The sequence below is a fragment of the Fusicatenibacter saccharivorans genome (genome assembly GCF_015557635.1).
In the GTDB taxonomy this organism is placed as follows: Bacteria; Bacillota; Clostridia; order Lachnospirales; family Lachnospiraceae; genus Fusicatenibacter; species Fusicatenibacter saccharivorans.
In genome coordinates, this window is the sequence record NZ_JADNOP010000003.1 from 246,186 (window position 1) to 269,863 (window position 23,678).

Here is a 23,678-nt window from a genome sequence, read left to right on the forward strand (position 1 = left end):
GAATTGACAAAGAGAGCGAGGAATTTACGTGTATCTGACAAAGGACGAGTTTCTGCAGAAATTTGGAATTCTGCCGCAGGAATTTGAAGAAGCAGATATTTCCTGGGAAGAACTGCTGGAAATTGCGGATGATTATGAACGGCACCGGCCGACGCTGGAAAAGATCCGAAAAGAATTTGTGGCAGAATTTCTGCAGGACAAGGAAAAAGAGATCGGACTGCAGTCGTACCACAGCCGCCTGAAGGACACCGAACATCTGGTGGAAAAGCTGGTGCGTAAGCGTCTGGAAAATTATGCAAAATACCGGAAAATGGATGCGACAAACTATATGCGTTATGTGACAGACCTGATCGGAATCCGGGGACTTTTGCTGTATCGGGAGGACTGGGTAAACTTCCATAAATATATTACCCACTGGTTTAAAAACGATCCGGAAAAATACATCCGTGATTACGGCCGTGACTACGACAAAAATGCGTCGGGCTATATGGCAGAGCCGCCGAAAGTCCATACAAGACTTGGCGATTACGCCGACATCTATATGAACTGGATTCCGGAGGAGAACATTCTGGACCGGAAACATTACCGTGCGGTGCATTACATTGTCGTTTACCGCGGCGTCTACATTGAAATTCAGATTAAGACGCTGTTCGAGGAGGGCTGGGGAGAGATTGACCACAGCATTCTTTATCCGCGGCGCAAGGGAAACGCCATGCTGACAGAGTTTTCCGAGCTGCTGAACCGTCTGGCGGGCATGGGAGATGAGATGGGATCGTTCTACCGCCGTCTCCAGGTTGTGCCGGATGAGAAGTTCCAGAGCAAGGAAACGATCGTGCGCAAGCGTGAATTAAAACCGCAGGTCAAGGCAGCGGTGGAAAAACGCGATCTGAACGAAATTCATACGATGGATGATGCCGTCTGGAGCATACTGAAAGAATAAAACTGCTTTTTAGACATGGGAAAGGATAAAAAATGGATGGAAGAAACACGGGCCGCATGGGCTTCTCTCATGCAGCAGAGGACTCTGCGGAGAATATGATGGCGGCAGTCAAAGCCGGAAAAATCCGAAAACATCTGATGGGAAATACTTCGCCGATCCGCTATGGAACGATGGAAAAGCGCGAGATGACCGAATATACCGACTTTGTCCGGACGAAACTCTGTTATGAAATTCTGAATCTGCCCGGGGAGGAAAAATGAATACAATAGAAAAAATATATACAAACTACGACGGACTCCTGGAAGAATTTTCTGAGGAAGTGATTCAGAGCCGTTATGCCGTTTTTTATGAAGAGATCGAGGAATTTGCCAAAAGTCTCGGCATTCGCGAGAAAATCCAGATCAGTGAATCGCTGTTAAGCCATGCGGTGCTGGACTATTTCACGGATATTTCCCGCCTGAAACATTTTCACCAGGCGAAACATATCAATTCGCTGAAAGTAATCTCCTATGAGACATACTGGCTGCTGCGGAGAAAACCGATCCAGATTCTGGTGGAGGATGAGACATCGGATGCGATGGCATTTCTGAATGAAAAATTTGTCTTTTCCCGCATTGCAAAGTATCTGATGGGTGACGGAAAACGAGTGATTTTAAGCCCGGAAACGAAAAAGGGCTTCTTGAACTATCTGGATTCCCTGTTTTATTACTTGAAATACCGCAATTACGATGCGGAAATGCTCGAGATGATGCTGATGGGCTTCAAAGCGGGCGTTCTGGTGGCGGACGATTTAAAAGAGCAGGAATCCTGAGAACGGGCGAAAGCAGAATACAGTAAAATAGGATGAACACAGAAAGAACCGGACGGGGCTGCAGGCCGCTGTCGGGTTCTTTTTTTGCACAGCTCTGCATAAAGTGCAAAGAAAACGTTGTGATGTACGGGGAAGGAAAATGAGTGCAGACAATCTGGAAAAAATCCATGCATTTCTAAAAAAGGCGAATGAAATCGCCTGGGGGCCGCCGCTTCTTTTTCTGCTGCTTGGGACAGGCATTTTTCTGATGATCCAGCTTCGTGCGCTGCCGGTTCGCCGTCTGGTTTTTGCACTTCGGACAGCGTTTGGCCGCAGAGCGAGGCGCACCGGGGAACCAACAGAAGCAGGTGTTTCGCCGTTCGCATCGTTGATGACGGAACTGGCAGCAGAGATCGGGACAGGCAATATCGTGGGCGTTGCCTCGGCGATGGCACTTGGCGGTCCGGGAGCACTGGTGTGGATGATGCTGGCAGCGGTGATCGGGCTTGCACTGAAATTTTCGGAGAGCTTTCTTTCTGTGAAGTACCGGATGCAAAAGAAAGACGGGACCTACTGCGGTGGTCCGATGGTAACGCTGACGAGAGCCTTTCCAGAGGAAAAACTGGCAAAGGTGCTGGCTGTATTTTTTTCCGGGAGTGCCGTTCTGGTATCGCTCGGAATGGGAAATATGACGCAGGCGAACTCGATTGCGCTGGCGATGCAGGATACCTTTGGCGTGGAAAGAGAAAAAAGCGCACTGGTACTGACGATTCTTCTGCTGCTCGTTGTGACAGGCGGACTGCGTTCCATTGCAAAAGCGGCGGAGGTATTGGTACCGGGTATGGCACTTTTTTATCTGGGCGGGGCAGGAATTGTGATCTGTCTGCATGGTGGAGAGCTACCTCGAACGCTGTCTGAGATGGTGCAGAATGCGTTTTCTTTCCGGGCGGCATCGGGAGGCGCAGTGGGAGCCGGAATTGCCCTGCTGCCGCCGGCTCTGCGGTATGGGATTTCCCGCGGTGTGTTTTCTAATGAAGCGGGGCTGGGAGCAGGCGGAATCAGTGCCGCTGCGGCGCAGACGGACGATCCGGTGCGGCAGGGATATATCAGTATGACCGGTGTGTTTGTTGATACCATGGTAATCTGCCTTGTGACCGGTCTTGCCGTCGGAGTGACCGGTGCGGCAGAGCGGGCAGCGGAAGCGGAAAAAGCGGATGGCGCGGCGATGGTAATCCGGGCATTTGAAAGTGTGTTCGGACCGGCGGGAGGTTATCTTGTTACGATCGGGATTCTGCTGTTCGCGTTTGCAACGATGGCGGGCTGGGCCTACCAGGGGGAGCAGGCGTTTGTCTGGCTGGTGAAAAAGGAGAGTTTCGGAATGGTTTACCGTGTTTTCTTCTGCTTTGCAGCATCAGCAGGATGTGTCTGTATGGCAGAAATCGTCTGGAACTTTGCAGAGCTTGCCAATGCCTGCATGGCGGTGCCGAATCTGATTTGTGTGCTGCGGCTCTGGAAAACAGTAAAAGAAGGGGCAGTCAGGTTTGAGAGCAGCATAAAAAAGTCGGAACAGAGGAAAAACGGAGGCAGGGGAGGAACATGAGAAAACGTATTCAGGCAGATTTCACGGTGAGCTGGTTAAGAGAGCCAAAAGAATAGCCCATTTCTTCCCACTTTGTCAGCAGCTCATCGAGAATCTCCGCGTTGGTTGAGGAGGTGTTATGAAGCAGAACGATGGCGCCGGGATGAATGCGTCCGGTCAACTTTTCGAAAGCCTCATCGTGGGTTGGCTGCTGATCCTGGTACCAGTCTACATAGGCAAGACTCCAGAAAAACGTCTGGTATCCGAGGTCCTTTGCCATCTGCAGATTCTGTGTGCTGTATTTTCCCTGCGGCGGCCGGTAAAATTTCACCATTTCCTGGCCGGTGGTTTCCTGATAAAGTGTGGAGACTCGGTTCAGTTCTTCGGAGAAGGCTTCCTGCGTGGAAATTTTGGACATATCCGGGTGTGACCAGGTGTGGTTTCCGACGATATGGCCTTCTGCCGCCATGCGTTTGACAAGATCCGGCTGGTCGGAGAGAAAATTGCCGACGACAAAGAAAGCCGCGGGTGCCTGATGCTTCTGGAGTGCGTCAAGGATCGCCGGGGTGTTGCCGTTTTCATAGCCGCAGTCAAACGTCAGATAGATGATGTTTTCTTCCGGTGAAGCGGCAAACCAGGCGTTGTAGGCGGCAAGCTCTTCGGATGTGGCATTGCCGACGGGAGTCTTCCGTTTTTCCGGGAAGGAGAGCCCCCAGTTTTCGGCAGCAGAGGAGAGGACGGGCATCGAAACGGAAGAAACAGGTGTCTCCGGCGCAGCAGAGAGAAAAACTGGGGCTGCCTTTCGGAGCGCACGGCAGGTAAAGTGGGACAGAACAGAGCCAAAAAGGAAAGCGGAGCAGAAAAAAGCGGCGGCGATACCGGCTTTTTTCAGAATCCGGCGGGAAAGGGGTGAAAGAGAACGCATAAAATCCCCCTCCAGGACTTTTTGAGACAATATATGTATGGATGAAAGAAAACATGCGGCACACATCGGTTTGACTTTACCTGCAATCTATGTCACAATGGAGGTAGAGTGGATGGAAAGGGCAGAGAAAAACAAGATGACAAAATATGAGGTTTTAAAAAAGTACTTCGGTTACGACTCCTTCCGGGAGGGACAGGAAATGCTGGTGGATGCACTTCTTTCCGGGCAGGATGTGCTCGGCATCATGCCGACCGGCGCGGGAAAATCGCTGTGCTATCAGATTCCGGCGCTTCTGCTGCCGGGGATTACGCTGGTAGTATCTCCTTTGATTTCCCTGATGAAGGATCAGGTATCCACCCTGAACCAGGCGGGAGTTCACGCTGCATTTCTGAACAGCTCGTTGAGTGCAGCGCAGTACCGGAAGGCACTCGGCTTTGCCATGGAGGGCCGGTACAAGATAATTTATGTTGCTCCGGAACGCCTTCTGACACCGGAATTTTTGTACGCGGTGCAGTCGATGGAAATTTCGATGATTAGTGTTGATGAGGCACACTGTATTTCCCAGTGGGGTCAGGATTTCCGCCCAAGCTACCTGAAAATCACAGAGTTTGTCGAGCAGCTTCCCGCACGGCCGGTGATCGGTGCCTTTACGGCAACGGCAACAAAAGAGGTACGGGATGATATCGAAGCACTGCTGTCTTTGCGTGATCCGGTACGTCTGGTCACAGGCTTTGACCGGAAAAATCTGAAATTTACGGTACAGCAGCCGAAAGATAAATTCGCAGCCGTGGAATCATTCCTTGCAGAGCACGAGGCGGACTGCGGAATTATTTACTGTCTGACCAGAAAAAATGTGGAGGAGGTCTGTGAGAAACTCGAGCAGAAAGGATATTCTGTCACAAGATACCATGCGGGTCTCTCTGACCTGGAACGGAAGGAAAACCAGGAAGGTTTTATTTATGACCGGAAGCAGATCATGGTAGCGACAAACGCTTTTGGTATGGGAATCGATAAATCTAATGTGCGGTACGTCATCCATTATAATATGCCGAAAAATATGGAAAGCTATTACCAGGAGGCCGGCCGTGCGGGACGGGATGGCCTTCCGGCGGAATGCATTCTGCTGTACGCGGGACAGGACGTCATCACAAACCAGTTTTTTATCGAAAACATGGCGCAGGAGAGTGAGGATCCCGAGACGACAGCGCTGATCCGTCAGCGGGAGGAGGAACGGCTGAAGAAAATGACGTTTTACTGTTTCACCCATGAGTGCCTCAGAGATTATATCCTGCGGTATTTCGGGGAATACGGTTGCAATTACTGTGGAAACTGTTCCAATTGCCTCTCGGAATTTGAAACGGTGGATGTGACAGCGGCGGCAAAGGCAATCCTTGGCTGTGTGCGGGAATGCCGTCAGCGGTACGGCACAACGGTGATTCTCGATACGCTGCACGGTGCGAATACCGCGAAAATCCGCCAGTACCGCATGGATGAAAACACCCATTACGGGGAGCTGTCAAAAGAGCCGGTTTACCGTCTGCGCCAGATCTTAAACGAGCTGCAGGTACGGGAATATCTCTATGTAACAGCCGACACCTACAGTATTGTGCGTCTTCTGCCCAAAGCATCGGAGCTGCTGGATGAGGACGGCACGATGCTGATGAAGATGGCGAAAGAAGAAAAACGGATTCTGAAAGCCGCAAAAGAGAAGACAAAGACAAAAACCTCGGCAGCGGCAAAGGATCTTTCCAACGAGGAGGCCGCGGTATTCGAAAAACTGCGGGCACTCCGGATGGAGCTTGCAAAGGAGCATAAAGTGCCGCCGTATATTATCTTCTCGGATAAAACACTGATCCAGATGGCGATGGAGAAACCGTCCAACAAAGAGGAAATGCTGGCGGTCTCTGGTGTCGGCGAGAGCAAATTTGAAAAATACGGGGAACCGTTTCTTGCATGTCTTGCAGAAAGATAAAACAAGTCGTGTAAAAAAACGGGAAAACAACAGGAAAGGAAGAATACGCTTATGAAAAAAGAAAACGCAGTTATTTTTGGAGTGACCGGTGTTGTATTTGCCGCCGCTCTGATTGGAGGCGGAATCTATATGAAAACGGAACGGGACCGAAATCTGAATGCAGATACAGCAAGTACCGCAGCGGACAGCAATAGGGCAGAAGAAGTACAGAAAGCCGTATTTCTTGCAGAAGATTCCGGGTTATGGTACCTGGGAGATCTGGAACACGGAAACATCTATGTGACACATACACCGTCCGACACACTTTACGATGAAAATGGAAATGCCATTGATCCGTCCGAGATCAAAAAAGGAGATTTTCTTCAAGTGGAGGGCGACGGTATTATGCTGAACTCCTATCCGGGACAATATCCGGGCATCAGTCGTATTATGAGAATCAGCGGCGGCACGGAGGCGGATGCAGAAAAATTCGATGAGGAACTTTCCCAGATTCTGCCGGAAAAGGATCCATCGGAAATTCCGTTTCTGAGTCTGTGCTACACACAGCCAAATGCCCAGGTGACAGCTATGGCAACACAGGGAGGTTATACCTGGTCTTATGTTGATGAGGACGGTAATGGTCAGAACGTCGTTGCGGACAGTGCGTTCATTCTGGAATGGACGGAACTGAATGATCTGAATACAGCAAATGACAAAGGAAAAACCGATCTGGAGCTTGTCTTCTCGGATGAGCCGGATTCTGTCACAGCAGAAAGATGGCCGGCCGAAGACCGGGGGCAGAACTTTGGTAATGGTTACCCGGAGGGAGAAAGTGTTTCTGTGGAGCATGCGGAGAGCTGGAGCATTCCGGGAGCAGAGGCCGGCTACATCTACGAAGTGGACGCGGTATTCGAAAATGGAACCGTGTCATACGGATTTGAAGTGAAAAAGTAAAAAAAGACTTTCTTTTTCCGTGACATTATGCTATTTTTACTGTGAAAACAGAAAAATGCAATGTGCCATACGGCATAAGCAGCTGACTTTTCAAAAATCAGAATCCGTTTGACCGGAGGATGCGAGGAGGAATTTGTATGAAGTTAATTGTTGCTGTATTACGGAAAGAGGACGAGGCAGACACCATTGCCGAGTTGAACAAAAAAGGCTTTTTTGTGACGGAGCTTGCCACGACCGGCGGTTTCCTGAAGGAGAAGAACACAACACTGCTGATCGGAACCGATGATCATAAGCTCGACGCTGTGCTTGCGATCTTAAAACAGGAAGCAGGGCTTCGGAAAACAGTTACCTATGCGGCCACCCCGATGGAAAGCGGAAACTTCTGCCCGGGCGGAAATTACTCTGTTCCGATTGATACCCAGACAGGAGGCTGTACTGTGTTTGTGCTGAACATGGAACAGCTGGAAAAATTCTAAGACTCTAAAGATTTTTAAATTCCGGCATATGATCCCGGCAATGGAGCGGCAGATGCGTACGCTGACAGTCGGGATTGGAACGCTCTTTGATGGCAATTGCGGTGAAAAATCCTTTCCAGAGTTCTTCGTAAGGATCTGAAGTGGATTCCGTGAGGGAAAGGCGTTCTATTTCACCCGGAGAAAGACGGGTCAGATAAAAGGGCCGGTCAGCGGGATGCACGACGGCAAGCTGCCGGTTATCATCGAGAATCATCCAGTTTTCTGAGGGGAGCCGGTCAGAAAAATGGGGAGCGACCAGGGTCAGCACATTGGCTTTCGGGGAAATATGCGAGACCAGGATCGGAAAACCGGAGGAAATATTTGCAAAACGGATAAATTCCCGGAACGAATGCGCTTCATTTGTGACCTGACGGGAAACTTCAAAAGCGTGGAATACCGCCGGTTCCTGCAGCATATGCAGGGTATCCTTTCCATAGGAAAAGCCGTAGAGCAGAAAACGATAAATGATGTCGGGAGCGTCGCTTCTCTCGGACATTGCACAGAGATAGACGAGCCGCCAGGCTGTTGCGCCGATCTTCTTTTGAATGGATCGCGTGACGCTGGCGGCTTTTTCTGTGTCCGGCTCAACATGGCAGTAATCGCAGAACAGCTCCAGATTGCCGACTGGTTCCGTCATCAGCCGTACATTGCGGTAGCCGAGACGGGAATTCCAGGCTTCATAGATGCAGGTCAGGATCGACGCAAGATCCGGGCTGCAGGTGTAAACAGTCATAATAAAATCCTTTCTGAAATCAATTGATACAGACAACAGCCTTCTGCAAAAAAGCGCAGATACAGCAAAAAGGCTTTTCCGTGAGAAGAACGCCCGGGATTATATATGCCCAGGTACGGCAGCATCAAACAGAGAAAGCTGCTGATACTGTTCCGGATGGGAAACCTCCCAGTTGGAGGCGGCTTCCTCTCCCGTGAGCTGCCGGGTCAGAAACTGCTGTTCCAGCCGCATGTGATACATCATTTTTCCCTCGCAGGTGATAAAATATTTGGCGCGTTTCAGTACCACACCGATCTTTTTCAGGTGCTCAAATGAAAGATGGGAGCTTCTGCGGCTCTTTAAAATCCGCATGGCCGATTTCGGCCCGATGCCGGGAACGCGCAGAAGGTCGGCATACTCAGCCGTGTTGATCTCCACCGGAAACAGCTCCATATGGCGCAGCGCCCAGTCGCATTTCGGGTCGAGCTGTGCATGAAAGTTCGGGTGGGCTTCATCGAGCAGTTCATCCGCCTGAAAACCGTAGAAGCGGAGCAGCCAGTCTGCCTGATAAAGGCGGTGTTCCCGAAGAAGCGGCGGCTTGGTTTCACGTGAGGGCAGGGCGGAATCCTCGTTGACCGGAATGTAGGCGGAGTAAAAGACGCGCTTCAGGTCATACTGCTGGTAGAGAAGCTGTGAGGTGGAGAGAAGCTGGTAATCGTTTTCCTTTGTCGCACCGATGATCATCTGCGTGCTCTGACCGGCAGGAACGAAGGGAGCAGAGCGTTCCTTTTCCGGCAGTGACCGCGCGGAGGAGGAAGAGATCCAGCCCAGATCGGCAGCGGAGGCGGAAATCTGCTTTCGTGTATCGAAAATGGAGTGGGAGAGATAGCGGTTTCCCGAGGAACGCTCTAAAAAAGCGCTTTTCCCTGCGGTCAGCCGGTAATCTACAATACCGGACTGGATCTGGCGCATGGGTTTTAAAATCGCTTTCTGTGTCTTCTGCGGGGCCAGTTTCTGCAGCCCTTCTCCGGTCGGGAGTTCCAGATTGACGCTCATGCGGTCGGCGAGATAGCCGGTCTTTTCGATCAGCTCGGCGGGTGCGCCCGGGATAGCTTTGACGTGGATGTAGCCGTTAAAGCGGTAACGATTACGTAAAAGATGCAGAGTGCGGTACATGAGCTCCATCGTATGGGCAGGATTTTTGCAGACGGCGGAACTTAAAAAGAGTCCCTCAATATAGTTTCGGCGATAAAATTCCGTGACGAGTGTACAGACCTCCTCCGGTGTAAACGTGGCGCGCTGCCGGTCATTCCCGGCGCGGTTGACGCAGTATTTACAGTCGTAGATACAGTCGTTGCTCTGCAGAATTTTCAACAGAGAGATACAGCGTCCGTCGGAAGAAAAGCTGTGGCAGATACCGCAGGAGACCGAATTGCCGAGATGTCCCTGTTTTCCGGCACGGTTCACACCGCTGGAAGTGCACGCAACGTCGTATTTGGCCGCGTCAGCGAGAAGATTCAGCTTCTCGGAGAGAGAAAGTGTTTGTGATGATAACTGCATGGCAGAAAAATTCCTTTCTATGTCCAAATGAATACGAATAAAAGAACAACTGTTCGATAAAAGAAGTGTAACACAAATCGAACGAATGTTCAAGAGGAAAAATGAAAATAGCACAAGAAAATACTGGAAGAAAAGAAACAGAATTCGATCCGGAAAAACGTGAACAGGAAACAGCAGGGAAAATTTCTGTTAGAAAAAAGTTGTACAAAAACAGCCGCACAGATCGGAAAAACAAATCTGTGCGGCTGTAAGCCAAATTTTATGGAATTGAAACGGAAGCAGAGCCGTTTACGCCAGAAGCGCCCCAATTGCCCCGAATACGCCGGAACTTGCAAGCAGCATGATGACGCTTGCGAGGAGAACACCGCCCATGACGGCGAGAACGCTGGTCTTAAAGTCCATATCGAGGATACTTGCGGCCAGTGTGCCGGTCCATGCGCCGGTTCCCGGGAGCGGGATGCCGACGAAGAGCAGCAGGGCAAGCGGAAGTCCGCGGCCGGCTTTTGCTTTCAGTTTTTCCCCGCCTTTTTCGCCTTTTTCCAGACACCAGGTGAAGAACTTTCCGATATACTTTTTATCACATCCCCAGACAAGAACCTTTCGAGCGAACAGGAAAATAATCGGAACCGGAAGCATATTTCCGATGACGGCGATCAGATAGGCAGGAAGCGTCGGAATATGGAAGGCTACCGCGTACGGAATCGCACCACGCAGCTCGATGAGCGGAACCATGGAAATCAAAAATACAATCAGATATTTGGTAATCATATACACCTCTCGTTTTTTACAAAATGTTATCGTTTCTTAGTGCAACGCTCTTATTGTAGCGTGATGCCCGCCATTTGTCCAGTATAAAAAGAAAGAAAAGAGCGGGAGTAAAAGAAATCTTAAGAATTTCTGTATTTTTGTATAATTTTATAACCTTCAAAATTTGAATTTTAGAAAACTGTATGTTAGAATGAAGTGTACTGTTTGCAAAAGAACAGCAGAGATGCCCCCAATGACAGGGGGCGTGGACTGAAATGACAAACGAGGAGGACCCACCTATGATTGCACTGATCGACTATGATGCCGGAAATATAAAAAGCGTGGAAAAAGCCTTTCAAAGCCTTGGAAAAGAGGTCGTACTGACCAGGGATCCAGAAGTATTAAAGCGCGCAGATCGCGTCGTTCTGCCGGGTGTCGGCAGTTTTGGAGATGCGATGGAAAATCTGAACCGCTATCATCTGGTACCGGTCATTCATGAAATCGTAGAAAAAGGGACTCCGTTTCTTGGAATCTGTCTCGGACTGCAGATCCTGTTTGAACGCAGCGAGGAGAGCCCGGGCGTGGAAGGCCTTGGCCTGTTAAAAGGAGAAATCCTTCGGATTCCGGACAAAGAGGGCTTAAAGATTCCACACATGGGCTGGAATTCCATCCATCTGCAGAACGAGGGACGCTTATTCAAAGGCATCTCGCAGGAGTCTTACGTCTACTTTGTCCACTCCTATTATCTGAAAGCAGAAGAGGAGGAAATTATAAAAGCAACGACAGAGTACAGTACACACATCCATGCATCCGTGGAAAAAGGAAATCTGTTCGCCTGCCAGTTCCACCCGGAAAAGAGTTCAGATCTTGGACTTGCCATTCTGAAAAATTTTGCGGAAATTGGAGAGGAGGACTAAGCGATGTTTACAAAACGAATTATCCCATGCCTGGATGTAAAAAACGGAAGAGTCGTAAAAGGCGTTAATTTCGTCGATTTAAAAGATGCCGGAGACCCGGTGGAGATTGCAAAAGCGTATGACAAGGCAGGAGCCGATGAAGTTGTGTTCCTCGACATCACCGCTTCCTCCGATCAGAGAGGAACGGTCATCGATATGGTGCGCAAAGTAGCAGCAAACGTCTTCATCCCATTCACCGTCGGCGGCGGAATCCGTACCGTAGACGATTTCAAGATGCTGCTCCGCGAGGGAGCCGACAAAATTTCGATCAACTCCTCCGCAATCAACAATCCGCAGCTCATTGGCGATGCGGCGCAGAAATTTGGCAGCCAGTGCGTGGTCGTTGCGATCGATGCGAAGAAGAGAGCTGACGGAAGCGGCTGGAATATCTACAAAAACGGCGGCCGGATCGATGTCGGCATCGACGCCGTCGAGTGGGCGAAAAAAGCCGAGAGCCTCGGAGCCGGAGAAATTCTGCTCACCAGCATGGACTGCGACGGAACAAAGGCGGGATACGATATCGAGCTGACAAGAACGATCGCAGAGAGCGTCGGTATCCCGGTCATCGCATCCGGCGGCGCAGGAACGCTGGAGCATTTTTATGATGCCTTAACCGAAGGAAAAGCCGATGCAGCCCTCGCCGCATCCCTGTTCCACTACAAAGAACTGGAAATTCGTGAAGTCAAAGAATATCTGGCAGGCCGTAATGTGCCGGTCCGCCTGTAAAAGGAGGTAGAAAACGATATGCCGCCTCTTAGCGGAAGCTGGGCCAATGCCCTGAAAGGAGAATTCTCCAAAGATTATTATAAAAAACTGTTTCAGACGGTGGGAGCGGAGTACAAAACCCACACGATTTACCCGCCGGCTGATGATATTTTCAATGCGTTCCACTTTACCCCGCTTGAGCAGGTAAAAGTGGTCATCCTGGGCCAGGATCCGTACCATGAGCCGGGACAGGCGCACGGGCTCTGCTTTTCTGTAAAACCAGAGGTAAGTATTCCGCCGTCCCTGGTCAACATTTACAAGGAACTTGAGGACGATCTGGGATGCTATATCCCGAACAACGGATATCTCGAAAAATGGGCACGGCAGGGTGTTTTAATGCTGAATACAGTGCTGACTGTACGTGCACATCAGGCAAATTCCCACAAGGAAATCGGCTGGGAGCAGTTCACCGACGCGGCAATCAAAGTGCTCGCCGAGCAGGACCGCCCGATGGTATTTATACTCTGGGGAAGACCGGCACAGCGCAAAAAAGAGATGATCCACAATCCGAAGCATCTGGTGCTGATGTCCGCTCATCCGAGCCCGCTTTCTGCATACCGCGGATTTTTCGGCAGCCACCCGTTTTCCAGAACGAATGAATATCTGGAGGAAAACGGTCTTGCGCCGATTGACTGGCAGATCGAAAATGTAATCCGGGGAGCGAAAGAATGAGTAAAAAGAAAAATACGTTACTGAGAAATACTTCTATTTTAATGGCCGCAACGATTATCTCGCGTGTGATCGGCCTGCTGTACCGGTCACCGCTCGGCGAAACCATTGGAAATGAGGGACTTGGCTATTACAGTACAGCGAGCAATCTGTATACGATCCTGCTGCTGATCTCGTCCTACAGTATTCCGATGGCAGTATCGAAAATCGTATCCGAACGCCTGGCATTAAAAGAGTACCGGAATGCACACCGCGTTTTCCGCGGAGCCCTCCTTTATGCCGTAATCGTGGGAGGAATCGCTGCACTGGTGGCGTTTTTCGGCGGAAAATTCCTTCTGCCGTATAACCAGCAGAATGCACTCCTTGCCTTACGCGTACTGGCGCCGACCATCTTTTTCTCGGCTGTTCTCGGCGTTCTGCGCGGTTACTTCCAGGCCCACAGCACGATGATGCCGACCTCGATCTCACAGATCATCGAGCAGGTATTCAACGCCGCATTCAGTATTGGCGCCGCCTGGTTCTTCATCCAGCAGTTCGCGACAAACGATACCGAACATGCCAAATTCGGTGCCGCCGGCGGAACCCTCGGAACAGGAGCCGGTGTTCTGGCAGGCCTCTGCTTTATGCTGATCGTTTACGGCGTAAACCGGAAAACAATTCTGCGGAAAGCTGCCAAAGACACACATCACCGTGAAGAATCCTACCGTGAAATTTTCCAGGTCCTTTTCCTGATGGTAACGCCGGTCATCTTTACGACCTTTATTTACAACTGCAACGCTTACCTGGACAACTACCTGTTCTTCACCATCCTCGGATGGCACGGTGAAAACCAGAAAGCACTGAACGCTGCATACGGAGAGTTCTCCAACTACTACGTCACCCTGATCAACGTTCCGCTTGCCATGGCAAGTGCATCTGCATCCGCCATGATGCCGGAGGTGTCCTCCTGCTATGCAACCGGTGACCTTGATGAGGCAAACGACAAAATCCTCGAGACCATCCGCCTGACGATGTTCATCTCCATCCCGGCAGCCGTCGGCCTTGGCGTACTCGCATTCCCGATCACAGGAGTCCTGTTCCCGTCAAGCTCCAGCCTTTCCGGAAAACTGCTGATGATGGGCGCCGTTTCGGTCGTATTCTCGGCCCTGTCCACCATCACCAACAGCGTCCTGCAGTCCATCGGCCAGCAGAAAAAAGCCCTGCACAACGCTGCCATTTCCCTTGGAATGGATCTTGCCATCCTGGCTTTGATTCTCGCAGTATTCCCGAAGACAAATATCTATGCCGTTGTCTTCGCAGGAATCCTGTTCTCGCTGAGCATGTGCGTATTGAATAACCTTTCGATCCGCAAACACCTGAACTTCCGCAACGAGTTCAAAAACACCTACGTAAAACCATTGATCGCAGCCGCCATCATGGGAGTCGTAACCTGGGTTGTTTACTACGGCCTCTTTGCCATCACCAAACGCCCGTCCATCAGCATGCTGATCGCGATTCTGATCGCCATTGTCGTCTACCTGATCGCCTTCGTCGTCGTAACCGGCACAACCGAAGCCGAAATGCGCCGCATGCCAATGGGAACCAAACTGGTAAAAGTCCTGCGTATTCTGCGGATTTACCGTTAAAAACAACAAAACAAAAGCAAAACGAATCCCCGGCCGGAAAGCCTTGATAACAGCTTTCCGGCCGGGGATTTATTTTGATGTTCAGAAAATATATTATGTAATTTTACGCGTCTTTCTCGCCATTTGGCTCCTGCTTCAGGTTCTTATTCGCAGTAGAAAGCATCAGCTTAATACGATTGAGCTGGTTAACCTCCGAAGCACCCGGATCGTAGTCAACCGCCACAATATTCGCCTTCGGATACTCCTTGCGGATCGCCTTAATAACACCCTTGCCGACAATATGGTTCGGCAGGCACGCGAACGGCTGGATGCAGACGATATTGTAAACATCGCTGTGGATCAGCTCCATCATCTCGCCGGTCAGGAACCATCCCTCACCAGTCTGGTTGCCGCAGGAGACGATCGGAGAAGCATATTTGGCCAGATCCCGTACGTCAGCCGGCGGATCAAAATGCTCACTCTTCTTGAACTCTGCAACAGCCGCACTCCGTAGCCAGTTGATCAGCTTGATACCCGTATTTCCGAGCATCGAAGAACTCTTCTTGAAGCCAAGGTGCTCCACCTTGAAATTCGTATTGTAGAAGCAGTAGCAGAAGAAATCAATCAGATCCGGCACAACCGGCTCCGCACCTTCACTTTCGAGCAGCTCCGCCAGATGGTTATTCGCCGCCGGAAGGAACTTAACGAGAATCTCGCCGACAATACCAACGCGAGGTTTCTTCTCATCCGTAATCGGAATATGGTCAAAGTCGCGGATCATTGTGCGGCAGATCTGTTTAAACCGGGTATGGCTCAGGTGTTTGGAAGAAATGAAATCAATACAGATTTTCTCCCATTTTTTGTGAATCCGGTCTGTCGTTCCCTTTTTCTGCTCATAAGGACGCATCCGGTAAATACATTTCATCATGATATCGCCGAATTCTGCTGCATAGCAGAGACGAATCGCAAGATCCGGCGTGATCTTGAAGCCCGGATTTTCCTCCAGACCGCTCAAGTTAATCGAGATGACCGGAATCTGCGTCATATCGGCCTTCTCCAGCGCACGGCGGATAAATCCGATATAGTTGGAAGCACGGCAGCCGCCGCCGGTCTGACTCATGATGACGGCTACTTTATTCAGGTCATACTTGCCGGAGAGCAGAGCCTGCATAATCTGTCCGACTACCATCAGAGACGGATAGCAGGCATCGTTATTTACGTATTTCAGGCCGACATCAACCGCCTCTTTGTTGTCATTTGGAAGCACTTCCAGATGGTATCCGGCAGCATTGAATGCAGGCTGCAGAATCGAGAAGTGGATCGGTGACATCTGCGGGCAGAGGATCGTGTAATCTTTGCGCATCTCTTTTGTGAAGACCGGCTTCTGGATCGAGGATGGAACAATCTCACGTACCGCCTGTTTGCGGTCATGTGCACGCAGAGCGGCGAGCAGAGAACGGACACGGATTCTGGCAGCGCCGAGGTTGTTGACCTCATCGATCTTCAGGCAGGTATAAATTTTACCGCTTCTGGTCAGAATTTCGTAAACCTGATCGGTTGTAACGGCATCCAGACCGCAGCCGAACGAGTTCAGCTGAATCAGGTCAAGATCGTCGCGTGTCTTTACATAGTTTGCAGCTGCATACAGACGGGTGTGGTACATCCACTGGTCATTGACACGGAGCGGACGCTCGAGCGGTGCCAGATGGGAAACAGAGTCCTCCGTCAGCACGCACAGTCCGTAGGAGTTGATCATATCCGGGATACCGTGATGGATTTCCGGATCGATGTGGTATGGACGGCCGGCAAGCACGATGCCTCTGCGTCCGGTTTCTTTCATATACTGAAGCGTTTCCTCGCCTTTTTTCTGCATATCGCGTCTTGCAGCACCAAGCTCTTCCCATCCGGCATGAACAGCAGCACGGACTTCATCCTCCGGCAGACCGGAGAACTCTTTGACAAGACCATCGGCAAGCACCTTTTCACTCGTAAACGCAAGGAACGGATTGCGGAACGTAATGGAATCGTCCTGCAGCTCGTCCACGTTGTTTTTGATATTTTCCGCATACGAGGTAACGATCGGGCAGTTGTAGTGGTTGATGGCTTCCGGGAACTCGGTGCGCTCGTACGGGATACACGGGTAGAAGATGAACTTCACACCGTGGCGTAAGAGCCAGGTCACATGGCCGTGCGCCAGTTTGGCCGGATAGCACTCGGATTCACTTGGAATCGACTCAATACCGAGCTCGTAGATCTTGCGGCTCGAGGTCGGAGAGAGTACCACGCGGTATTTCAGCTGCGTAAAGAAGGTGTACCAGAACGGATAATTCTCAAACATATTGAGGACTCTCGGAATGCCGACCTCTCCGCGGATCGCTTCATCCTGCGGCAGCGGCTGGTAGCCGAAGATCCGTTTGTATTTGTATTCGAACAGGTTCGGAATATGATCTTTGTTTTTCTCTTTTCCGATACCGCGCTCGCAGCGGTTTCCGCTGATGTACTGACGGCCGCCGGAGAATTTGTTGATGGTCAGACGGCAGCTGTTCGTACATCCCTTACAGTTTGCCATCGTGGTCGAATATTTCAGCTCGTTGATCTTTTCAATGGAGAGCATCGTGGTCTCCTGATCGGCGGAGTAGCGCTCTCTTGCGATCAGTGCCGCACCGAACGCACCCATGATGCCGGCGATGTCCGGGCGGATGGCTTCGCAGTTGGCGATCCGCTCAAAGCTTCGGAGAACAGCGTCGTTGTAGAACGTACCGCCCTGTACGACGATGTGGCGTCCCAGCTCGGTGGCATCCGAAACTTTAATTACCTTATATAATGCGTTTTTAATAACGGAGCAGGCAAGTCCGGCAGAAATATCGGCGACGGATGCGCCCTCTTTCTGCGCCTGTTTTACCTTGGAATTCATAAATACGGTACAGCGGGTACCAAGATCGATCGGGTGTTTTGCAAACAGCGCCTCATGCGCGAAATCCTGCACGCTGTAGTTCAGGGACTGCGCGAACGTCTCGATGAAGGAACCGCAGCCGGAGGAACATGCCTCGTTCAGCTGTACGCTGTCTACGGTGCCGTTTTTGATCTTGATGCACTTCATATCCTGGCCGCCGATGTCGAGAATACAGTCGACTTCCGGATCGAAGAATGCGGCAGCGTAATAATGGGAAATCGTCTCTACCTCACCCTCGTCCAGCATCAGTGCAGCTTTGATGAGCGCCTCGCCGTAACCGGTCGAACAGGACCAGGCGATCTGTGCGGAATCCGGCAGTTTGGAGTAGATCTCCTGGATCGCGCGGATCGATGTGCCGAGCGGATTTCCGTGGTTGTTGCTGTAGAAGGAATAGAGAAGAGCACCGTCTTCGCCGACGAGTGCAGCTTTGGTCGTCGTGGAACCGGCATCAATACCGAGATAGCAGTTTCCTTCGTAGGTGGAAAGATCGGCGGTCACGACGTTGTTGACACTCTGGCGCGCCAGAAATTCGTCATACTCGGCCTGATCTTTAAACAGCGGCTCAAGACGGGCAACCTCAAAATCGATAGCAACTTTCTCTTCGAGCCGTTTTTTCAGTGCGAGAAGGGAAATCTCGGTTTTTCCGTCTGCATTCATCGCAGAACCGATGGCTGCAAACAGGTGGGAGTTGTCCGGTACGATTGTATGCTCGTCATCCAGTTTTAAGGTACGGACGAATGCTGTCTTTAATTCCGAGAGGAAGTGCAGCGGGCCGCCGAGAAAGGCAACGTGGCCGCGGATCGGTTTACCGCAGGCAAGACCAGAAATGGTCTGGTTGACAACTGCCTGGAAAATGGAAGCGGAAAGATCCTCTTTTGTTGCACCGTCGTTGATGAGCGGCTGGATATCGGTTTTTGCGAATACACCGCAGCGTGCTGCGATCGGATAAATCGCCTGGTAATGCTTCGCGTATTCGTTGAGTCCGGTTGCATCGGTCTGCAGAAGAGAAGCCATCTGGTCGATGAAAGAACCGGTGCCGCCGGCGCAGATACCGTTCATACGCTGCTCCACATTGCCGCCCTCAAAATAGATGATCTTGGCATCCTCACCGCCGAGCTCGATGGCAACGTCGGTCTGCGGAGCGAGTGCTTTTAACGAAGTGGAAACCGCGATAACTTCCTGCGTGAACGGGATGCCGAGGTGGTTGGCAAGCGCAAGTCCGCCGGAACCGGTGATGACCGGCTGCAGGGTCAGTTCGCCCAGCTTTTCGTGTGCTTCCCCGAGCAGGTGGGCAAGGGTTTCCTGAATGTTTGCAAAATGGCGCTCGTAATCGGCAAAGAGAAGCTGGTTCTCTTCGTCGAGGATCGCAATTTTAACAGTGGTGGAACCGATGTCGATTCCGAGAGTATATTTTTTATCAGTCATGAATCAAACTCCTTTTATAATAAGAAACAATCTCAACACATTATACGACAAAAAATAAGGAAATACAATTGGAAAAAGGGCGATGTCTTACGAAAAAAGTATAAAGTCCTTGTGAAAAATGGAGAAACCAGGAGGGAAAAAGGCAGAAAAAAGAAAATTCAGGCATTGTCAAAAACGGGTTTTGCCTGTATACTAAAAATAGTATGCCCTGCATGAAAAACAGGCGGCAGGGATCATGAGAAAGGATGAAAAGCGTTATGTATAAAATTCTGAAAATGGAAGGAAGAGCGAAGCGCGCCCACATGGAAACCGTGCACGGCAATATCGAGACGCCGGTATTCATGAATGTCGGAACCGCGGCAGCGATTAAGGGAGCCGTTTCCACTGAGGATCTCCAGCAGATCGGCACGCAGGTAGAGCTCTCCAACACGTACCACCTCCACGTGCGTCCGGGCGACGAGGTTGTAAAGAAGATGGGCGGACTCCACAAGTTTATGGTCTGGGATAAACCGATCCTGACTGACTCCGGCGGATTCCAGGTATTCTCTCTTGCAGGCCTTCGGAAAATCAAGGAGGAGGGAGTTTATTTCCACTCCCACGTAGACGGAAGAAAGATCTTTATGGGACCGGAGGAGAGTATGCAGATTCAGTCCAACCTGGCATCCACGATTGCGATGGCCTTCGACGAGTGCCCATCGAGTGTGGCAGACCGCCGTTATGTGCAGAATTCCGTGGACCGTACGACAAGATGGCTGCAGCGATGCAAGGATAAAATGCAGGAACTGAACCAGAGAGAGGATACCATCAACAAGCACCAGCTGCTGTTTGGTATCAATCAGGGAGCAATCTATGAAGATATCCGTATCGATCATGCAAAACGGATTTCCGAGATGGATCTTGACGGATATGCCGTCGGCGGTCTTGCGGTAGGAGAGACACACGAGGAGATGTATCATATTCTCGATGAAGTGGTTCCGTATCTGCCAAAAGAAAAACCGACATATCTGATGGGTGTCGGAACACCGGCCAATATTCTCGAGGGTGTAGAGCGCGGCGTTGATTTCTTCGACTGTGTATATCCGAGCCGGAACGGACGTCACGGTCACGTTTATACAAATCATGGAAAAATGAATTTGTTCAACCAGAAATACGAATTGGATCCGCGCCCGATCGAGGAAGGCTGCCAGTGTCCGGCATGCCGCCATTACAGCAGAGCTTATATCCGTCATCTGCTGAAAGCAAAAGAGATGCTCGGCATGCGGCTCTGTGTTCTGCACAACCTGTATTTCTATAACAATATGATGACAGAAATCCGGACCGCACTGGACGAGGGCAATTTTGCTTCCTACAAACGGGCAAAACTCGCAGGCTTTGAGGAATACGACAAAAAGGAGTAATAAATGAGCAGACTGAAAATTTAGGTAGTACAATAAATTAGGGCATCAGTGGATAAAGCCTCTGGTAATTGCTGATTGAGATTTGTATGATCCGTGGAAAAATAGCATGATACTTAAATATAGAGATGTTGAGTGGTATAATCATAAGAAGGCTGGTTGCTCAGGTTAAATAAAATTTACATAAAGTTAAACGGATAATGATATAGCGCTGTTTGTTAAGAGTAATTTATATATTCGTTTACATATTTTGCACCAATTTACAACTTTTTTATAAAAAAATATTGTACAGACTTTCTGATGGATAATGAGTTTGACAAAAACATTACAAAGGAGTGACCCTGCACAACAAATACATTATACAACGAGAATCCCCTGATTGGTAGACTTCATCAATATTTTTGATTTATATTGAAACTTTTTCTGGTCCGAAGGGAATGTCTAAAAAGCGTGTAAGTAAATTGTCTGACAATTTCCCCTTTGCCTGCTTGACTACCTTGCTTTAAATGTCGGAATGCCAGTCATGGTAAGGGTTCCAGCCTTGACTGACAATTCTGGCATTTGATAAAATCTTGAGAGCAGATTAGAAGAACTTACACAGTTTCTATTACATTATGCTCTGCGTACCTGTCTGGAATAATGATAAGGTGTCTTACCTTTCCGTTTCACTTAGTCATCGTATATAGCAGAAAAATAATCCAAACTGGAACTGGCAGCATCCATAATCTGGCACGTTATGCCGGAATATCACAGCAAAGATCATGTCATCATCCTTTGTGACAGCTGGCATTGCACCTACGCATACCGGTCGGCTGGGACGTCCTGCCAAACATGGAAAACATCTTTCTATTGAGAACGATTTTATGTTTTCCGGTGAAAAGATCGGTGATTATTATACCGGCATCCGCCGGGGTCTTACTAAGATCTTCGGCAACAGGGAAGTCCTTGCCTATAGCAATCCTCTTAAATAATGCAATCTCTTTACAGGGGTGATAAAATATAGTGTAGGAGATGTGCGCCAGTTCGGTGCCGAATATATAACTGGTGGGAATCCAGTCTGGTAAGACCTAGCAAGTCGCCAGTACCGAGTCCTTGGAGCATCGAAGGCTAACAATGATGTTTAAGCGTAGGACAGGGAACAGGAACGCCGTAATGCGAAAGCGTGAAGTGATTGAGCTTCGTTAGAATTATCGATTGTGTTGGGTGGTCTGCTACCGCCCTGGGTCACCAATAAGGAATAATCGCTAAGCGAGATTATGAAAACACACCGGAGTCCCAGAGCACGGCATACCTGATATAGTTATATTCGACATATCTGGGAGACCTGGACAGTTCTGGACATGAGCCAGTAGGGAGCTTCTTGTATAATTCAAATATAGTGCGAGCTGAGAAATCAGCTAAGCTGATTTCCTCTGGCGAGCGGAGGAAACTCTGCTTGCTTTTGTAAGCTGATTGTATATAACAGGAAAATCCTGTCGGGTAGGGTCTAGCCAACCGCCTGTACCGAGTCCTTGGAGTCGAAACGGTAACGTCAGATTTAAGCGTAGGACAGGGAGCAACAGAGCCGAAACGAAAGTGAAATGATTGAGCTGGGAAATTATTATGAGGTTGGAAATGGTCGATGTGCTTATATTTACAGCAGACAACATTTCTGTAACCGCTATGGCAAGGAAACAGAAACATCCCCCAGTCTGAGAGCTTGGCGAGGTTGATGATAAGTATACAACTATAAATGAGCAAATAACGAAAATTGCACAAAATCACCCTGCAATCGTTAAAACTTCCTCAAGCGAAGCTCCATGCTGGATCAGCCGATAAATAGCTGTAATCCGTTCTTCCTTTAACTGTTTTTGAAGGTAAAAATAACCTTCTTCAAATGTGCAGTGGTTTCCTTTGCACATACAGCACAGGTAATGGGTGAATGACATGATCAACCAGTACCTTTGGATTCCCTGGCTGGAACGGATCTGATATTTGTCCAGCCCCAGTTTCTGTTTACTCTGCCGGAAGAACAATTCAATAGACCAGCGTTTGGCATACGAATCAAGAATCTCCTGCGTAGACAGGGACACGTTAGTGGAAATAAATACCCTCAGTGCCTTTGGATTCCCAAAGCATTCCTCTGGATAACTCAGAAGAACAACTGCATTTGAAATCTTATTGAGATTTCCTTCGTAACGGTAAACGTAAAATCTCCTTTTATCAACGGTCACAAGGCTGACATTTGGATCGCTTTTCCGTATACGAAGTGCAAGTTCGCTGGCTTTCTGACGGATGCCCATCGGATAAAGGATTCGGTTGGTTTTTAATGCACCAATCGTATAAAATCCTTTTTCCAGAAAGCTTTTCATGATACCGGCTGACGTATACCAGCTGTCACAGAGAAAGTAGGAAATCACAGGGGCTTCCGGCAGTTCCGTGGCGATATCCTGTACGATTTTAATTTTTGATTTTGTCTTATCATACAGTATGACCGCATAGTTCAGCGTGATTCCATTGCAGGAAAGCATAACAGAAACAACCTGGTGTCCATAATCCTGTCGTCCTTTGAGGTGCGATTGATGAAAATACGCCGCTTCGATTGGATGCAAAGCCTGTGACGAAGGCTTGATATGGGAAGCAATCGTATCGTCCACAATGCAGAAGATTGGCTGACCGGAAGAACGGGCCTCCTGATAAATCAGTTCAACAATACTGCTTTTCAGAGCTTTTTGTAAGGCAGAATCGTTCCATTTTCCATGATTCAGGAAATAATCAACGGTTGTCCTGTGATGCTGGCTGGTGATAGAAAAATCAACCGTTTTACCACGATATCCGCGTAGAAAGACAGAAACAATAATAGTCATTAAATGTTGGAGATAAATATCCGACAAAAAATGATGAATTTTTAAAGCTTTTAGGTAATTGTAAATTTTATTGGAATGATGTATAATGTTTGCAACAGGGACCCCCTTGTTTGCGTGAGTAGGTTGATGGTCGCACTTCAATTATACATCATTCAGCAGAGGGTGTCTTTAGTTTGTGCAAAATTTAGGATTTGCTCATTTATAGTATACAATACAGAACAGTTGAGGTCCTGTTATCTCCCCGAAAAGAGGTATGAAAATCGAACCAAAGAAATGCGATAGAAATTCAAACGGATAACAGGAAGTCCGATACGCTCATAGTGTGCGACTTGCAAGTTGTCATTTAAATTGTGATAAATTCACTACTACATCCGTTTGTAGTATTTCTACCGC

At 49.4% G+C, this 23,678-nt stretch carries 18 protein-coding genes; 12 read left to right on the top strand and 6 right to left on the bottom strand.

What is annotated here, in order from left to right; translation table 11 throughout:
- Nucleotides 1-28: 28 nt before the first annotated feature.
- The 4 genes from I2G42_RS04260 to I2G42_RS04275 all read left to right on the top strand — a co-directional run bounded on the left by I2G42_RS04260 (nucleotide 29) and on the right by I2G42_RS04275 (nucleotide 3,330).
- Nucleotides 29-940 carry a RelA/SpoT domain-containing protein gene (locus tag I2G42_RS04260; protein WP_070103201.1) on the top strand — a complete coding sequence of 304 codons (912 nt, stop codon included), beginning with the start codon at nucleotides 29-31 and terminating at the stop codon, nucleotides 938-940.
- Nucleotides 941-972: 32 nt separating this feature from the next.
- Nucleotides 973-1,200, top strand: coding sequence for a hypothetical protein (locus I2G42_RS04265; protein ID WP_055227506.1), 228 nt, complete (start codon nucleotides 973-975; stop codon nucleotides 1,198-1,200).
- Nucleotides 1,197-1,751: a hypothetical protein gene (locus I2G42_RS04270; RefSeq protein WP_022461914.1), complete on the top strand. Its 555-nt coding sequence runs from the start codon at nucleotides 1,197-1,199 to the stop codon at nucleotides 1,749-1,751. Before I2G42_RS04265 ends, I2G42_RS04270 begins: the two co-directional genes overlap by 4 nt.
- 139 nt (nucleotides 1,752-1,890) lie before the next feature.
- Nucleotides 1,891-3,330 (top strand): alanine/glycine:cation symporter family protein, encoded by a 1,440-nt coding sequence (locus I2G42_RS04275; RefSeq protein ID WP_055227504.1) that lies wholly within the window; start codon nucleotides 1,891-1,893, stop codon nucleotides 3,328-3,330.
- A 10-nt stretch (nucleotides 3,331-3,340) separates the two neighbouring features.
- Here the strand turns inward: I2G42_RS04275 and I2G42_RS04280 are convergent, their stop codons facing one another.
- Complete coding sequence (locus tag I2G42_RS04280; protein ID WP_082424907.1) at nucleotides 3,341-4,234, bottom strand: polysaccharide deacetylase family protein; 894 nt, start codon at nucleotides 4,232-4,234, stop codon at nucleotides 3,341-3,343.
- Between the two features lie 136 nt (nucleotides 4,235-4,370).
- Here I2G42_RS04280 and recQ point away from each other — a divergent pair, with 136 nt between their 5' ends.
- The 3 genes from recQ to I2G42_RS04295 all read left to right on the top strand — a co-directional run bounded on the left by recQ (nucleotide 4,371) and on the right by I2G42_RS04295 (nucleotide 7,615).
- Nucleotides 4,371-6,206, top strand: coding sequence for a DNA helicase RecQ (gene recQ / locus I2G42_RS04285; protein ID WP_055227674.1), 1,836 nt, complete (start codon nucleotides 4,371-4,373; stop codon nucleotides 6,204-6,206).
- Nucleotides 6,207-6,257: 51 nt separating this feature from the next.
- Nucleotides 6,258-7,139 carry a hypothetical protein gene (locus I2G42_RS04290; protein WP_195530762.1) on the top strand — a complete coding sequence of 294 codons (882 nt, stop codon included), beginning with the start codon at nucleotides 6,258-6,260 and terminating at the stop codon, nucleotides 7,137-7,139.
- A gap of 137 nt (nucleotides 7,140-7,276) precedes the next feature.
- Nucleotides 7,277-7,615, top strand: a complete 339-nt coding sequence (locus tag I2G42_RS04295) for a cyclic-di-AMP receptor (RefSeq protein ID WP_055227503.1) — start codon at nucleotides 7,277-7,279, stop codon at nucleotides 7,613-7,615.
- A 4-nt stretch (nucleotides 7,616-7,619) separates the two neighbouring features.
- Here the strand turns inward: I2G42_RS04295 and I2G42_RS04300 are convergent, their stop codons facing one another.
- The 3 genes from I2G42_RS04300 to I2G42_RS04310 all read right to left on the bottom strand — a co-directional run bounded on the left by I2G42_RS04300 (nucleotide 7,620) and on the right by I2G42_RS04310 (nucleotide 10,694).
- The gene (locus I2G42_RS04300) at nucleotides 7,620-8,387 is read right to left on the bottom strand and encodes a TIGR03915 family putative DNA repair protein (protein ID WP_055227501.1); all 768 of its coding nucleotides are present in this window, start codon (nucleotides 8,385-8,387) and stop codon (nucleotides 7,620-7,622) included.
- A 99-nt stretch (nucleotides 8,388-8,486) separates the two neighbouring features.
- Entirely contained in the window at nucleotides 8,487-9,926 is a 1,440-nt protein-coding gene (locus I2G42_RS04305; protein ID WP_055227499.1) for a putative DNA modification/repair radical SAM protein, read from the bottom strand.
- 288 nt (nucleotides 9,927-10,214) lie between these two features.
- Nucleotides 10,215-10,694 (bottom strand): COG2426 family protein, encoded by a 480-nt coding sequence (locus I2G42_RS04310; RefSeq protein WP_022461923.1) that lies wholly within the window; start codon nucleotides 10,692-10,694, stop codon nucleotides 10,215-10,217.
- A gap of 278 nt (nucleotides 10,695-10,972) precedes the next feature.
- Between I2G42_RS04310 and hisH the strand changes: the two genes are divergently transcribed.
- The 4 genes from hisH to I2G42_RS04330 are packed head-to-tail and all read left to right on the top strand — an operon-like array spanning nucleotide 10,973 to nucleotide 14,688.
- Nucleotides 10,973-11,590, top strand: a complete 618-nt coding sequence (gene hisH / locus I2G42_RS04315; protein WP_055219343.1) for an imidazole glycerol phosphate synthase subunit HisH — start codon at nucleotides 10,973-10,975, stop codon at nucleotides 11,588-11,590.
- Between the two features lie 3 nt (nucleotides 11,591-11,593).
- A complete protein-coding gene (gene hisF / locus I2G42_RS04320; RefSeq protein ID WP_055227469.1) occupies nucleotides 11,594-12,355 on the top strand; it encodes an imidazole glycerol phosphate synthase subunit HisF in 762 nt (253 codons plus the stop codon).
- 18 nt (nucleotides 12,356-12,373) lie between these two features.
- On the top strand, nucleotides 12,374-13,066 hold the full coding sequence (locus I2G42_RS04325; protein ID WP_022461926.1) for a uracil-DNA glycosylase: 693 nt from the start codon (nucleotides 12,374-12,376) through the stop codon (nucleotides 13,064-13,066).
- Nucleotides 13,063-14,688 (top strand): putative polysaccharide biosynthesis protein, encoded by a 1,626-nt coding sequence (locus tag I2G42_RS04330; protein WP_195530763.1) that lies wholly within the window; start codon nucleotides 13,063-13,065, stop codon nucleotides 14,686-14,688. The genes I2G42_RS04325 and I2G42_RS04330 overlap by 4 nt, the downstream gene beginning before the upstream one ends.
- 103 nt (nucleotides 14,689-14,791) lie before the next feature.
- Here the strand turns inward: I2G42_RS04330 and I2G42_RS04335 are convergent, their stop codons facing one another.
- Nucleotides 14,792-19,045, bottom strand: a complete 4,254-nt coding sequence (locus I2G42_RS04335) for a 2-hydroxyacyl-CoA dehydratase (protein WP_195530764.1) — start codon at nucleotides 19,043-19,045, stop codon at nucleotides 14,792-14,794.
- Nucleotides 19,046-19,302: 257 nt separating this feature from the next.
- On the opposite strand from I2G42_RS04335, the gene tgt reads away from it, so the two are divergent.
- The gene (gene tgt / locus I2G42_RS04340) at nucleotides 19,303-20,442 is read left to right on the top strand and encodes a tRNA guanosine(34) transglycosylase Tgt (RefSeq protein WP_055219332.1); all 1,140 of its coding nucleotides are present in this window, start codon (nucleotides 19,303-19,305) and stop codon (nucleotides 20,440-20,442) included.
- A 1,757-nt stretch (nucleotides 20,443-22,199) separates the two neighbouring features.
- Here tgt and I2G42_RS04345 read toward each other — a convergent pair.
- Nucleotides 22,200-23,285 carry a transposase gene (locus I2G42_RS04345; protein ID WP_195530765.1) on the bottom strand — a complete coding sequence of 362 codons (1,086 nt, stop codon included), beginning with the start codon at nucleotides 23,283-23,285 and terminating at the stop codon, nucleotides 22,200-22,202.
- Nucleotides 23,286-23,678: the final 393 nt, after the last annotated feature.